This is a genomic window from Nitrospira sp., assembly GCA_029194665.1.
Taxonomy (GTDB): Bacteria; Nitrospirota; Nitrospiria; order Nitrospirales; family Nitrospiraceae; genus Nitrospira_D.
In genome coordinates, this window is record JARFXO010000001.1 from 234,175 (window position 1) to 248,347 (window position 14,173).

14 protein-coding genes are annotated in these 14,173 nt (G+C 55.9%); 6 read left to right on the plus strand and 8 right to left on the minus strand.

All coding sequences use genetic code 11. From position 1 onward, the window contains the following. Nucleotides 1-384 carry an NADH-quinone oxidoreductase subunit A gene (ndhC, locus tag P0119_01105; GenBank protein MDF0664648.1) on the minus strand — a complete coding sequence of 128 codons (384 nt, stop codon included), beginning with the start codon at nt 382-384 and terminating at the stop codon, nt 1-3. Nucleotides 385-946: 562 nt separating this feature from the next. Between ndhC and P0119_01110 the strand changes: the two genes are divergently transcribed. Next, on the plus strand, nt 947-2,506 hold the full coding sequence (locus P0119_01110; protein MDF0664649.1) for an OmpA family protein: 1,560 nt from the start codon (nt 947-949) through the stop codon (nt 2,504-2,506). 470 nt (nt 2,507-2,976) lie between these two features. Here P0119_01110 and P0119_01115 read toward each other — a convergent pair whose 3' ends face one another. Beyond that, complete coding sequence (locus P0119_01115) at nt 2,977-3,921, minus strand: glutathione S-transferase family protein (GenBank protein MDF0664650.1); 945 nt, start codon at nt 3,919-3,921, stop codon at nt 2,977-2,979. Nucleotides 3,922-4,208: 287 nt separating this feature from the next. On the opposite strand from P0119_01115, the gene P0119_01120 reads away from it, so the two are divergent. The 4 genes from P0119_01120 to P0119_01135 all read left to right on the plus strand — a co-directional run bounded on the left by P0119_01120 (nt 4,209) and on the right by P0119_01135 (nt 6,856). Beyond that, complete coding sequence (locus tag P0119_01120; GenBank protein MDF0664651.1) at nt 4,209-4,526, plus strand: hypothetical protein; 318 nt, start codon at nt 4,209-4,211, stop codon at nt 4,524-4,526. Beyond that, on the plus strand, nt 4,517-5,227 hold the full coding sequence (locus P0119_01125; protein MDF0664652.1) for an efflux RND transporter permease subunit: 711 nt from the start codon (nt 4,517-4,519) through the stop codon (nt 5,225-5,227). The genes P0119_01120 and P0119_01125 overlap by 10 nt, the downstream gene beginning before the upstream one ends. Beyond that, on the plus strand, nt 5,157-5,498 hold the full coding sequence (locus tag P0119_01130; GenBank protein ID MDF0664653.1) for an efflux RND transporter permease subunit: 342 nt from the start codon (nt 5,157-5,159) through the stop codon (nt 5,496-5,498). The genes P0119_01125 and P0119_01130 overlap by 71 nt, the downstream gene beginning before the upstream one ends. A gap of 89 nt (nt 5,499-5,587) precedes the next feature. Then, nucleotides 5,588-6,856 (plus strand): SUMF1/EgtB/PvdO family nonheme iron enzyme, encoded by a 1,269-nt coding sequence (locus P0119_01135; GenBank protein ID MDF0664654.1) that lies wholly within the window; start codon nt 5,588-5,590, stop codon nt 6,854-6,856. An 85-nt stretch (nt 6,857-6,941) separates the two neighbouring features. On the opposite strand, the gene P0119_01140 is transcribed toward P0119_01135, so the two are convergent. The 3 genes from P0119_01140 to P0119_01150 all read right to left on the minus strand — a co-directional run bounded on the left by P0119_01140 (nt 6,942) and on the right by P0119_01150 (nt 8,099). Beyond that, nucleotides 6,942-7,394 carry a GNAT family N-acetyltransferase gene (locus P0119_01140; protein MDF0664655.1) on the minus strand — a complete coding sequence of 151 codons (453 nt, stop codon included), beginning with the start codon at nt 7,392-7,394 and terminating at the stop codon, nt 6,942-6,944. A 181-nt stretch (nt 7,395-7,575) separates the two neighbouring features. Further along, complete coding sequence (locus P0119_01145) at nt 7,576-7,782, minus strand: hypothetical protein (GenBank protein ID MDF0664656.1); 207 nt, start codon at nt 7,780-7,782, stop codon at nt 7,576-7,578. Beyond that, entirely contained in the window at nt 7,779-8,099 is a 321-nt protein-coding gene (locus P0119_01150; protein MDF0664657.1) for a hypothetical protein, read from the minus strand. Before P0119_01150 ends, P0119_01145 begins: the two co-directional genes overlap by 4 nt. A gap of 561 nt (nt 8,100-8,660) precedes the next feature. Between P0119_01150 and P0119_01155 the strand changes: the two genes are divergently transcribed. Next, entirely contained in the window at nt 8,661-9,500 is an 840-nt protein-coding gene (locus P0119_01155; GenBank protein MDF0664658.1) for a CBS domain-containing protein, read from the plus strand. 268 nt (nt 9,501-9,768) lie between these two features. Here P0119_01155 and P0119_01160 read toward each other — a convergent pair whose 3' ends face one another. From P0119_01160 to P0119_01170, 3 genes are read right to left on the minus strand one after another with little or no spacing between them, the layout of a single operon-like run. Continuing rightward, the gene (locus tag P0119_01160; protein MDF0664659.1) at nt 9,769-11,934 is read right to left on the minus strand and encodes an amylo-alpha-1,6-glucosidase; all 2,166 of its coding nucleotides are present in this window, start codon (nt 11,932-11,934) and stop codon (nt 9,769-9,771) included. 12 nt (nt 11,935-11,946) lie between these two features. Further along, entirely contained in the window at nt 11,947-13,236 is a 1,290-nt protein-coding gene (locus P0119_01165) for an MFS transporter (GenBank protein ID MDF0664660.1), read from the minus strand. Beyond that, the gene (locus P0119_01170) at nt 13,236-14,117 is read right to left on the minus strand and encodes a BON domain-containing protein (protein MDF0664661.1); all 882 of its coding nucleotides are present in this window, start codon (nt 14,115-14,117) and stop codon (nt 13,236-13,238) included. The genes P0119_01165 and P0119_01170 overlap by 1 nt, the downstream gene beginning before the upstream one ends. Between the last annotated feature and the right edge of the window lie 56 nt (nt 14,118-14,173).

Sequence of the window (14,173 nt, forward strand, 5' to 3'; positions counted from 1 at the left end):
TCAGTCCCACTCCAGCGCGCCTTTTCGCCAGGCATACACGTAAGCCACAATGAACAATCCTATAAAAATCATCATTTCAATCAACCCAATCACCCCGATCTTGGTAAATACGACGGCCCAAGGATAGAGAAAGATCACTTCAATGTCGAAGATGACGAACAACATCGCAAAAATGTAATACCTGACCGGAAACGGCATACGGGCATCGGAAAATGGTTCCGCTCCACACTCGTAGGTCGACAATTTTTCCGGTTCCGGATACCTGGGCTGCACAAAATAACTGACGAGCAAAGTCACTACCCCAAAAATCAGCGTTACCACGATAAAGAGAAAGACCGGAAAAAACTTCGTCAGATATTCAAGAAGAGCTTCGGTTCCAGTCATTTAGTTTCTGCTCTCACAAAGTATTGACCTTGAAAGGGTATTAGAGATCTGATGCGTGAAATTTTAGTGCCCGGATCTCGGGGATAGCAAGCGAACAAAGGACCTAATTCCGGGCGGACCCGAAAGTCCTAGGAATGGCAGTCTGTGAGTGGAGAGATAGGTTGAAGGATTAGGTTCTTGCTGCAACAAAACTCAGGCATCAACCGCCTAATCTCTTTCGCGTTGTTCATCGTCCATCCCGCAGGAGGATGGTCCAGCGTGAGAACTCTCCCATTCCGATTCGAGAGGAGAAAACGCCTTGACCTTTCGCCGCCGATGGATCTGTGTTTCGATTCGTTTCTCCTGGCGAGAGCCCATCGAGAGACGCTGATCCTTTTGTTCATCACCATTCATCGTCGGTCACGCCCCTCCCCGGAGAGACAAGGGATGACAACATTGCTTCCACGTTATCATCGGAGCGAACGGCCCGTCAAACTCGACCGATCCAGTTCAAATTCTTGACAACACAGCGTCTTTTGCTATGTTTTTTCAAGCAACCCTGGCCTCAGAAGGAACCTAATCTATGAAAACCCTGGCGTCCCTCGTCTTAGTCCTCTGTTCAGGAGCCGGCCTCTCACTTGAGGCAGTGCTGGCAGAGACACCAGAGATCGATTCTATTCGGTTTTCGCAGGCGGCACTCGCCTTTTCCAGTGGCGCCATCCAGAAAACATCCCCGATCGACGGAACCGTAAACTTGATAACCGGCGATAATCAGTCAACAGGTAATCGCATGCTTCTTGGCAAGCGAGATTCACTCTATCTCAAACTCAACAACCCAACCGACGTGGCAGTGGGTGACCTCTTCACCGTCTACCGGCGGGTTCGGAAAGTGTTCCATCCTGTGACGAAGGAATATCTCGGCTTTGTGATGAATCGCTCAGCGGTCGTGAGGGTGACCGCTGCCGACCACGCTCTCACGACCGCTGAGGCCGTGCTGAGCTACGGATCGATTTCCCCTGGTGACCCTGTCATGCGCTTTGCGCCTCTGGCTCCAGATATCGAGGCGAGCCCCGCGTCGAACATCCCCGACATCGAGGGTATGATCATTGAGCTCCAGGCCGACCGGACGATGACGCTGGTCTCACAGTCAAACGTTGTGTACTTGGATCGAGGGAGGGAAGATGGACTAAAGACCGGCGAATTCCTCGATATCCATCGGCACAGCGCCGGGCTTCCTCCACGAAAGATCGGCCAACTCAAGGTCCTATCGGTAGAAGCTCATACAGCAGCAGCTCTCGTATTTAAGGCCAACACCCGCGTCATCACAGGAGACCGGTTCAAACGAGTTGGATACGCCGCACCCCTCACCAAGCCTGTAGGCGCAAGCCCGGAGTTGCCCACCACTCAGGCCGGTCAAACGGTCCAGGCTGATCCGGTATCCAGCAAGCTGAAAATGCAGGATGCATCCGGACAAAGCCGGGTCAACCTTGGGGACCTCGCGAAGTTCCTGCGCTACGACTCAGGGGATGCGGCTATCAAGACAGAAAATTACCAAGTGCTCGATCAGTTGATCGAATACCTGCGCGGGAGCGGCGACATGAGGATGATCCGAATCGAGGGTCATACGGATAACGTGGAGATCGGCCCTTCGCTCAAGTCGCGGTATCCAAGCAATTGGGAGTTGTCCAAAGTGCGCGCTAACGGCGTCCTCCGCTATCTCATGGAAAAAGGTGGCGTGGAGCCGGGACGGATCAGTGCGGTGGGACTAGGAGACACCAAACCAACAGCCGCAAATACGGCGGAGGAGGGCCGCGCGAGGAATCGACGCGTGGAAATCCTTCTCTATGCTCCTGATGCTCCGACGCTTAAACCTGACGCACAGACTCAAGTACAAAGGCTCGAACACAATGCATCGAGTTTGAGTGCACGAGACGGCAACGACCCATCCTTCCTTCCACCTGCTGCATCAGACCCAGCTGGCTCCTCTGCGCGAGGAACCCTCTCCCTCAGCGATTCCACCCAGGTTTCTGTGAAGGACGGATCAGGTGCCGCCAATAACCCCGATGCGAGTGATGCCCTTTCCGCAGCCGGTAATAAGCTGGATACCCTGCCTCAGCCAACCGCCGGGACTCCGGCGGAATAGCATCGACTTAGCAGGCTGCGGAAAACCCCTCCCTCAGTACCTCCGAGAGCCTCAGGACGAACGGAGCGGTCACTGAATATACTGGGGATCCAGATCGTGCTGCGCTCACCGAAACCGACCAAATCGAATTTGTCCGCAGCCTGCTAGACGGTAGCCTAAACACTCTTTTTGTACACGATTAGCCCACCGATGAGGAGTGCACCCATCACCAATGCGAACAACCACATCATATCCATAACGGCTCCTTTCAATAGGTCGTTAATGACAACGTGAAATCTTGTCATCCAAAAGGAGCAACTCTTGTGCTCAACGCATTCCAACGAGACCGCCTCAGAACTCGGCCAAAATAGACGCACCACACATCACGTCCGCGTGAGTGATTCACCGGGGAGGGGGTAAATATCCTCAAGACTGTCTATTTGCTTAGACAGATGAAACCGTCAGGATCTCCATTGGCAGATAGGCGGCTGCTAGCCAAAATGCTCACGCCCATGCGGTGTGGTCAAATCTTGGTTGGGGCCGATCGGGACAATACGGGTGGGATTGATGTCGTCGTGCGTCACGTAGTAATGCCGCTTAATATGGTCGAAATTCACGGTATCGGCAATCCCGTCGGTTTGGTAGAGGTCTTTGAGATACCCGAAGAGATTGGGATAATCGATGATCCGCCGGACATTGCACTTAAAATGTCCGTGGTAGACCGCATCGAACCGAACCAACGTGACAAACAGTCGCCAGTCGGTTTCCACGAAGTCCAGCCCGAAGAGGTAACGCCGACCTGCCAGGCGCGTTTCGAGCTGATCCAGCGCGGCAAACAACCGCCGTGCCGCCCGTTCATACGCGGGTTGTGATGTCGCGAATCCTGCTCGATAGACTCCGTCGTTCACGTCTTCGTAAATGAATGTGTTGAGCTCGTCGATCTCTTGCTGCAGGCCATCCGGGTACAAATCGACCGGGCTTTTGGTAAATCGATCGAACTCACCGTTGAAGATTCTCATTAGATCATCATCGGAGTTGGTCACGATTCGTTTGGTCACGCAATCCCAGAGCACTGGGACCGTCATGCGACCGATATAGTTTGGATCGGTCGCATGATACGCTTCATGGAGAAACTGAAATCCATTGATAGGATCAATGGAATGTCCAGCACCTTCTCGAAACGCCCATCCTTGCTCGTCACGAATAGGATCCACGACCGTCATCCCGACCACATCTTCAAGCCGCTTTAACTTGCGCACGATGATCGTGCGGTGGGCCCAGGGACAGGCCAATGAGACATAGAGATGATAGCGACCACATTCAGCTGGATAGCCGGAGCCACCGTCCGCCGTGACCCATTGTCGGAACACATCCGGCTGACGTTGGAACTCACCGGCCGGCGATTGTTCATCTGGAAATTGGGCTTGAATTTTCATACGGAGCCGCTTCCTCGAACCAGTATCTCATATCCACAGCCGAGGATGTTGGGAAGTCTCAGCGTATAACTGTCGCATTTCGCCACGGCGTGAGATTCTCCTGGTGGCAAAAAGCCTCGGATCTCCGTTTTCGCACGAGAAAAGCAATAGGTTCGCGAGGCACGTCCCATGCGACAGGCTTGATGGGAGCCAGGATGAATCTGAGGTCGAGGGGTAGACCAGGAAGGTGTGATTCATGGCCGGCTTGTGAAAGTCCATGCCGATGTCGGGCAGGACGTGAATAAAGCGTGCTCTTGGCGGGGCTCCATAGCGTGGGCCTCGATGTCGCTGAAGGAGATTATCTCAAGGCTGAGGCAAGGCTGCATGAAGCCGAACCGGCGCATGTCCGAACCAAGGATCTGCAGGACAACACGGCCGTTTGCTTGGCAGGACTCCAACGACGCGAGACTGCTATGAAGACGGCGCGAACCGAACTGCAGGAGGCGAAAAACCGTCTCAAACTGCCTGGAGTGCCGCCAGAGGAGATCGGCAGGCTTGATCGAGACCTGACGATCAAGGCCGTGGCACGCCGATCTTTGTGCGCGATGTTGCGGAGGTGCGCATAGGTCACACTGTCCGCCATGGTGTCCTGGTCATCAATGGGGAGCAAGAGGTCGTGATTGGGATGGTGTTAACCCTCCGCGGAGGCAATGCCCCTCAAGTCGTCGAGGTGGCTAAGGCCGAGGTGCAAGGCCTGCAACAGAGTACGATCATCCCTGCAGGCACAAAGCTGATCCTCTTCTATGATCGCATCGAACTCATGAATCCCACCATTCAGACGGTACGCGGCACGTTGATCGAAGGAACTGTGTTGGTGGGCTTCGGCTTCTTTAACCTCCTGAGCCCTGTTCGCGGCGCCGGCATCGTGACGGTTACGTTGATCGTCACGCCACTTGGGAACTTTATCGTGATAGAGCGGTTCCGGCGCTCGGCCAAGCTGATGACGCTCGCCGGGTTGGCGATTGCGCTCTTGGCCTCGGTCGTGATGACGCTAACTCTGTCGCCGGTGCTCGCGGCGCTGTTCCTGCGGGGAGACCATCCACAGGAGATGCGCCTGATGTTTTGGATGAAACAGCGTTATTTCCGGAGATTGCACTGGACGCTCTGCACCCAGTCGGGGTTGATCGATACCATCGGCAAGAACCCAGCCCTATCTCATCATCGACATCAACCGGCAAAAGATCACTTGCTTCGGTATCAACGCGACCGATGTGCAAGAGATCATCGCCATCCTCCTCGGAGGCAAGGTGGCGACCCGTGTCTATGAAGGCGAACGGCGGTTTCAGTTGACCGTTCCGTTTCCGGAACAACCACGCAACAGCGTCACGACCATCGGAGGAATTCGCGTGAAATCAGCTTCCAGTGCGCTGATCCCGATGAGCGGTCTTACCACGATCGAGATGCGCGAGGGCGCGGCTCCCATCAGCCGCGAGCATGTGAAGCGCCCCATCTATATCGGGTCAGGCGTAATGGCGTTGCACGCTCTATATCCGTTCCCGGTAAGGTCAGGCACTAAACTTGTACATGCTTGTTGGTAAGTCAGCGAGGCCGGTCCAGATTTGATTCCTTCGCTGGCAGACGACGCCGAATTCACAGGATGATCAGTCAGAAGAGGGAAGGGGGGTCTATGAGATATGTATGGGTGAGCATAACCTTGTTGTGCCTTTTCTTAGCTCCGAGGGGATGGGTGCATGCTGCCGGTGCCGGGGATCATGATATTTCCAAAGGGGAAGACCTATTGAAGGGCAAGCAGTATATGGAGGCGCGCACATCCCTGGAGGCCGGAATACAGAAGGATCCTACGAATGTTCAGGCTCATTTGAGCCTGGCTGAGGCCTGCCGAAGTTTAGAAGCCTGGGCCTGTGCAGAGGAACATTACGAGACGGCGTTGCAGTTGGACGCCAAGGCAGGTGCAACCGGATCGACGCAACCACGTTTGCGTAAAGCGACTGTGTGGCGGTCGCTCGAGGAAGTGACGGCGTGGAGGTTGCTCAACGATGCGAAGGAGCTGCTGAGCGGCGGGAAAGTTTCTCCTGAAAAGATGAGACAAGCCGGGGAGGCTTTGGACAGTGCCAATGAGTTGGGGCTCAACAATGACCAACTAGCCCTCTATCAACAACTGCAGATGAAACTTCCACGGCAGCGAACCGTTGCTGTATCGAACAAACTACCGTCAGGCGGGTTGTCCGTCGGAGGAGCCTCGGCCGAGACGCAGGATATGCCTATGGCGCTGGTGCCGGCGGGGGAATTTACGATGGGAAGCAATCTGGGAGAAGATGAAAAGCCCGTGCGGCGTGTTTACCTGAATGCCTTCTATATGGATAGATTTGAAGTCACGGTGGGGCAGTATGCCAGGTATCTGGAGGTGACAGACATGGAAGAGCCTCCTGACTGGGCCATGATGAATCAACCCCAGCGTCAGAGAAGCCCAGTCGTCAACGTGGATTGGGAGGATGCCGTGAAGTACTGCAAATGGGCCGGCAAGCGTCTGCCGACAGAAGCGGAGTGGGAAAAAGCGGCTCGGGGAACGGATGGGCGCATCTACCCCTGGGGCAATGAGGCCCCGACTCGCCTCCACGCGAATTACGGGAGAAAGGAATTGGACAACCATCAGGCCTTAACCCCCGTTGGGTCCTTCGAAGCGGGAAAGAGTCCCTATGGCATCTATGACATGGCCGGCAATGCTTGGGAATGGGTCTTCGATTGGTACGACCATGACTATTACAAGAAAGGCCCGAAAAAGAACCCCATCGGGCCGGCAAAGGGTGAAGGGAAAGTGGTACGGGGTGGGTCTTGGTTGTATGTTCCGGAGTTTCTGCGTTCCGCGCATCGGTTCGACGCGCAACCGACGAACCGACTCTTTGGGTATGGGTTTCGTTGCGCAAAGACGCCATAGTGTTCGTGCCATAGGTAGTCGTTAAACCGGAGACATGGCTGCTTGGGCGCTGCCGGTGTGTATGCCGTGCCTCAAGAGAGGCGGCTCATCGATATTTCGCGAAGCAGATCAGGTCGAGATGGTCGTAATGATTGGGAAGAATCGTTTCGGCCTTGTAGCCGAGGTCCATGAAGAACTGAATGTTTCTCGCCGTGCGCAGCATGGTGCAGGCATAAAATTTGTGGGCATCGGTCGTCACGCGCTCGACTTCGCGGACCAGGGCTTTCCCAAGGCCTTGACGTCGATGGGTGGGGCTCACGGAAAGCAATCGGATCACACTAACACCTGCTACCGTCCAGAAGCGTAGGGAACCGACAATCGCTCCTCCTTCTTCCGCCACGAAAATGTGCTTCTCTCTCGCATCCTCTTTCAGACTCTCAAGCGTTTCGGTCGTCCAGCCACTGACTTTGTAGATGCCGGCATACTCACCGAAGGCAGCCTGTTGCACCTGAAGGAGGGCCGGAAAATCAACCTCGGTCGCAGCTCGAATGTGAACCACAATGCAGATCCTTGATGAGGGAAGGACTCCGTACCTTCATAGCGGAAGAGTAAGGAGCTTCGCAAGCATGCTTCCCCGGTCATTGAGAACAGGCGATGAGCTGTCCTACCAAAGAGAGCTACCCCAGTAGATGAAGTTAGGTCGGTAAGGTGCGTATGGCCTGCGGCAGGCCGTACACCCGTCACGCAGCTTCGCTTTCGTACCGGCGACGTCCGGAGCCGGACGATACGGTCTCCCGCGAGATCACTAGCCGATTCTTATTGATGACATCGTCAACGATCATTCCACAATTGACACAGCGCCAACCATGAAAATCTGATGACGAGCCAGTCTGCACCGCGATGCTGTCGTCGCTGACGGCAAGGCCGTTGCATCGTAAGCAATTCACTGATCACCTCCCAGTAGAAGCTGCCCTCCCATCAACGTCTCCGGCTGCGGAGTCATGTGAGTGGCGATATGAATCAGATACTGCGCTCGTGCAGCCCGCAGCAACGCTGTCCCGTCTTGGAAGCCCTGTGCGTACCGCATGAGAATCTCAGGAGGGCATAGGCGATAGCTGTCGGAGCGGTCGGTATTCATCAGGGCATCTCGCAGCCCATCTGTTTCTGCACGCCAGCCATCCACCTCTGGTTCGGTGCGAGCTTGGGCAGATTGACTTTGACACCAGTCAATCCGAAGGTTGATGGGATCAGTCGGTTGTTTCATGTTTCACCCTCTTAATAATGCAACTCAGTAATCCAAACATAGGCTACAGCAAGTTGAGTGCCAGGAGGGGAATGGGAACCTGTTGTTTCTTGGTTCTGCACAACTGATCTGGTAGTGACATGTTTTTAATGGCTTATCCGTATTGGCAATATCGTTGCTCACAAACAGTGTGGATAGCAGAGCATTCGATGAACTGTAGAATGTGAAGGATATAGGATCTACTGTTTCCTAATGATACTAGGAACAGCCCTAGGACAAATATCTGTAACTGAAGAGGGCATGTGAGGCGTCTGGTGCAATCCTGCGGTCGATGCGACGCCTGGCATCTGATGTCATGTGCAACGCAGTGTCAATGAACGGCACGCCTTCCCGCCCATCAGGTTGATGGGCCAGAGCTTACGTCTTTGGCCTTCGATTGGCGACTTCCCTCATGGCGGCACACTTCTGTCTGTGCGGGCTCCCTTGTAATCGGGTATAGTGGTCGCAATCGATTCTGAGCGGAGGAGGACAGGAGCATTCCTTGAACGAACATACAACCAATTCATGGAACAAGGAGGTGCAATGAGTGAGTTTGGGGGTGGGGCCGTTAAAGATTTTATGCATCGCTATCTAGAGGTGATTCCACAAGAGACGACGACAGCGGGTGCTGCTGAGCGCATGCGTGTCAAGGGGATCGGCTGCCTGTTAGTGGAATCGGATGATCCCAAACGAGGACCGTTCGGGATCATGACGGAAACGGATCTTGTGCGGAAAGTGCTTGCGAGGGGATTAGACCCCACAGTTACGATGGTGGATCGCGTGATGGCCAGCCCAATTTTGACGATCCAAGGAGATCGCCCTATGTTGGATGCCAGCCATTTGATGGAAACCAATCATGTACGTCACCTCTGTGTGGTGGAGGCTGGTGAGATCGTCGGGATCATGTCGGTGCGGGACCTGGTGCGATCGTTTGTGGATGCGGAGAGCGGTCCCGTCTGCGAACTCGACAAGGTGTACCGCCCGCTGAGCGTCTTGATGGCGACCACATTCGTGACGATCCCTAGTGACGCGTCTGTTCTCGATGCAGCTCAGCTGATGAGCGAGAAACGGATCGGGTCACTGCTGACGATCGAAGCGGGCGAAATCGTCGGGATAGTGACCGAGCGCGATGTGGTCCGGAAAGGACTTGCCGCCAATCGGGATGCAGGCAGCACTCACGTCAGCGCCGTGATGAGCTCCCCTCTACTGAGCATCGATGTCAATCGCACTGTACGCGATGCCAGTAAAGTCATGGCAGAACAGGGAGTGCGTCACCTGACTGTAACGGAGAAGGGAAAGATCGTCGGGGTGCTCTCCATACGAGACCTAGTGAAGATGGTCTCCGTCAGGGATCGGCCCAGGTTTCTCGGCAGGACATCGTAGGATGCTGGCGCATACCGTATCAGCGGAGTGGAGGCCAGCTGGTGCAGCCAGGGAAGTATCGCCACGACGAGGCAGATGGAGGTGGCCACAGCCTGGAATCAAAGATGTTGCCGCCAGAGACAAGCGATGGGGGCCGGCGATCGGTCGCATCTATACCTGACGCTGAGCTCGTGGCGTGGCGCATTCATCGGTGAATTACAACCGTTGGTCCATGAGCCCTACCAAGGGTCTGTCTTGCGCTTTTGAAGGGAGCCAATCGAAGGCTCATCTATATCGTGATGACGACTTCTACCTCACCGATGCGACGGGCCACTCTCAAGGCCACTTCATTCTCATAGCGATCGAGCACGAGGTCGAGACGCGCGGTTCCGACGGAGAGGTTCCGAATCTCCACTCGCTCAAGGAACGGCGGTAACACAGGACGGACGAAACTCACCAGCCGATGCGGTGCGTCGATTTGTAAGCCCAGACAGGCTTGAAGCAGCAGGAAGCCGGAACCGGCGGCCCAGGCTTGCGGAGAACAGGCAGTCGGATAGAGTGTGGGGCTTTCCCCAGGCCGCCGAGGGAAGCCGCAGAACAATTCCGGCAACCGATGCAGTTCGAGAAAGAGGCTGGCGTCGAAGATGCCGGTCAAGACCTTCATCGCGCCTTGCTTATAGCCGTAAGCCGCCATGCCGGCTGCGATGATGGCGTTGTCGTGAGGCCACACCGACCCGTTATGGTAGGACATCGGGTTGTACCGCGCCTCCGAGGTCGCGATCGTGCGGATGCCCCATCCACTGAAAAACTCCTCACTCAACAGTGAGCGTGCCGTACGTGCCCCACGTTCTTCCCCGGCAATGCCGCCATAGAGGCAGTGACCAGCGTTTGATGATCGTGTACGGCAAGGCTGCCCCCGTCCGTCCAAAGCAAGTGCATACGAGTCCAGCTCCTCGCACCAGAACGCCCGCTCGAATCGATCTCGAAGGGAGTCCGCTTCTTTCAGCAATCGATCGGCATGGTCGAGATCTCCCAGAAGCCGAGCCAAGTCCGCCGCCGTTCGTTTGGCTCGATATACGTAAGCCTGGACCTCACACAGCGCAATCGGCCCGTCTACAGCTGCCCCGTCGGCGTGAAAAATGGCATCGTGGGAGTCTTTCCATCCTTGGTGCACCAGTCCCTTGTCGGTCCGCCGAGCATAGGTTGTGAACCCCATGCTGGTTGGATCACCGTACTGATCGATCCACTGCAGGGCTAGCCGAATATGCGGCCAGAGAGTTGCGAGAAACCGCCGGTCGCCGCTTCGTTCGTAGTACGCGCCAGCGAGAACGATGAACAACGGCGTGGCGTCGACGCTCCCGTAATATCTGCCGAATGGAACTTCCCCGAGAGCCGCCATCTCCCCCTGACGTGTCTCATGCAAAATCTTCCCGACCTCTGCGTCTTGTTCCGATCGATTCTCCGTTGCCTGAGTCGAGGCCAGAAAGCCAAGAACTCCTCGAGCGAGACCAGGATTCATCCACAGCATCTGCAACGCCGTAATAATACCGTCCCGTCCGAACGGGACGCTGAACCAAGGAACACCGGCATAGGGATAAAATCCCTGTGCTGTCTCCGAGATCAGCATGTGGAGGTCGGCCATCGACCGGTTCAACCAATGATTGAATTGCTCATTCGACGTGTAGATGTGGGCATCAGAGGCCTTGGCTCTCTGTAACGAACGATCCGCCTCACGGTTGGCACGGTCGTAGGAGAGAAATACCTGAGTCCGTCGCTGGGTGATTTCACATGAAATCGAGATCTCCCACGTCATGTTGGCGTGCGGAGGAACGTTCGCCTCGATCGTGAATCCATCAGGCGCGACCCGTTTAGGCGATGGAGAGCACCGGATAGAGGTTCGGCGGATGGTCTCATCGAGTCCTTTGTACCCAAGCACCAGCCCCGCCTTCGATCGAATGGTGTTGAGCCGCCGTCCGCGACGGGGTCGCCGATGGCCTCTCGCTTCGAAGAGGTCGGCGAAATCCGTATCCATTGCCATCGCGAGCAAGAGCGGAAATTTCCTATCTCCGTAATTCTGAACGCGGATGCGTTCGTAACAGGTCCCTTGCCAGAGAAACCGCGTGCGGCATAGATGGAGCGTGCCTCGCGGCACCCGCCGTTGTCCGTCGATCAAGTCTGGGTTGGTAAGATCAATACGAATGAGCGCATTGTCTTCCTTTACCACAGCGCTAAGGAACATCGGGCGCTGCCCACCGAGCGAAAGCTCGAATCGGGATAGGAAGCGCGTGCCCTCATGATAGAGACCTTGCGGCCCAGGTAGCACTTGATGAAAGTCACCGTACCGATCGAACAACGCGAAGGTCTCACCCTGCTTCAACACTTCCGTCCGACCGTCGGCCAGTGATGATGAGGCGAGGATGTAATATTGATCTTTCAATCGGATCACATCGTTCATGAATCGTTTCCTTTATCCTCCGGCACTTGCTCGACTCATTCGTGTGGCGGCCAACGCTGTGATCAACAGCACTAGAGCGATCCCGAGTAAGCCTGTCTCAGGGCCCTGTCGTTCCGTGATCCATCCGAAGGCCGAGATTCCCCCAATGGCAGCAGTCATGGCTCCGGTCCCATAGAGTCCCAACAGCCGTCCGATCATCTGAGTCGGCGAAAGCTCTTGGATAATACCCCAGGCTATCGGAGTAAATGCACCCATACCGCAGCCGACTATTCCCATGAAGACACCGGCGAGGTATGGGTCGAGCGTCTGCGTCAGCGCACAGAGTGCGGCGCCGCTCAACACACTGGCGCCCACAATCAGATGCATCCGATCTTTAACCATCCAATCAGTCACCCACAAAAGCCCGATCGACGTCAGTAGCAATCCAACGCCGAGCGCCGACCATAAATAGCCGACCTCGACCGGACCCAATCCAAGCATTTTCCGCGCGAACACCGGCAAGAGAGCGGTCAACGCACTAGTGCCGAAGGTATACAGGACTGCCGTACCGGTCAAGAGCAACAGTCTCGGCTGGGTAACGACTCCATAACGAAAGCCTTCGATCAGATCCTGCAGCATGGTCGGGGTAGAAGCGGGTGACGTGGAACTTGCGATAGGTTTGGCAAAACGGACCAACGTCAGGCACGCAGCCGATATCAAGTAGGTCGCTGCGTTGAGGCATAAGACTTCTTGTGACCCGTAGGCGGCAATGCCTAAGCCGCTCAGCGCAGGACCAAAAACAATGCCAAGGCTGGTCGTGCTTTGGAGGAGCGCGTTGGCGGCCGTGAACTGCGTTTTAGGGACAAACCCTGGGATGGCGGCGGTGAGAGCCGGGCCGAACACCGCCGTGGCAATCGCGTGGAGGAGGACCAACGCGTAGAGGACAGATACCGTAAAGGATTCCACTGGGATCAGGCAGGGAATCAACCCAATCAATACGGCACGTAGCACATCGCTGGTGATCAGCAGGAGCTTCTTCGGGAGTCGATCGACATACACACCGATGATCGGACCCAGCACGATCGGGGGGATCGTCTGTAGCAGACCGATTACAGATGTCTTGAGCGGCGATCCGGTGACGGCATAGACAAACCACAGAAGCGCCAGCTTGGAGACCCCGTCGCCGATCTGCGAGATAAGTTGCCCAGACCAGACAAGCCCAAAATCGCGAGTCAGAAGCAGCGGACGATCCTGGGCTGCGATGTGGTCTGCGTTCTCCACTACAGAGGCAGCGTAAGGCAAGCGGCCGGATCGGCCTTGCATCAGCTCTCGCCCTCCAGCCGTATCCTCTCGGTGTTCACGGCACGAACGCCGGGCACTTGACGGGCAGCCTCCGCAGCTTCCAGGACGATGACCTGGAAACGGACCGTTCCGTTGAGCTGGACGACACCGTCCTCAGTCTTCACCTCGAAGTTGGCTGCTTTTAAGGTGGCGCTTTTGGAGAAACGTTCTTTGATCAAGGTGGTGAGGATTTCATCCTGTTTTTTCAACAGCGCTTTCGCGAGGTCTTTCTCGACGGCAAGCTTGTTGACCACGGTCTTGACGCCTGGGACGACTTGCGCAATTTCTGTCGCGGTTGTTTTTTCTTCTTCGGTCGAGACACGTCCTGTCAGGGTCACGGTTTGCTGATCGTCTTCAACTTCAATCTCGTAGTGGAAAAGCCGTGAATCCCCCATCAGCGCAAGCTTAACCGACAAGATCAGTGAACCCAGGGGCTTCTTGACGACCGGTTCCTTCTCTTTGCTCTCGGACTCAACCGACGGTAAGTCCGACTTGGCGGGGGGACTGGGTTGGGACTGCGGCTTCGTGTCGCCTGATGGCTTGTGCGGCGCAGGCTGCCCCTCGGAAGTGGCTGGGGCCTGTTGGAGACGTGGCACGGCCTTCTCCGGCGGTGCTTCTTTGTGCTCGGCTGGGTCCGACTTGGCGGGGGGACCGGGCTGGGACTGCGGCTTCCCTTCCGCCGATGGCTTTGCAGGCAACGGCTGACTGTCGGAAGCGGCCGGGGGCGGTTGTGGACGTGGTGCATGTTTCTCGGGTGCAGCTTCCTTTTCTTGTGGCTCCGCCGCAGTCGAACCAGCACTAACCAGCTCAAGCAAGAACAGACTCATACTCAGTATGATCAGCGCTCGTGGGGGCTTGGTCATCCAAGAGACCTCCTCGTGAACGGTCATTCTAGCTCGCGACGGCCTTCGTGTCATCT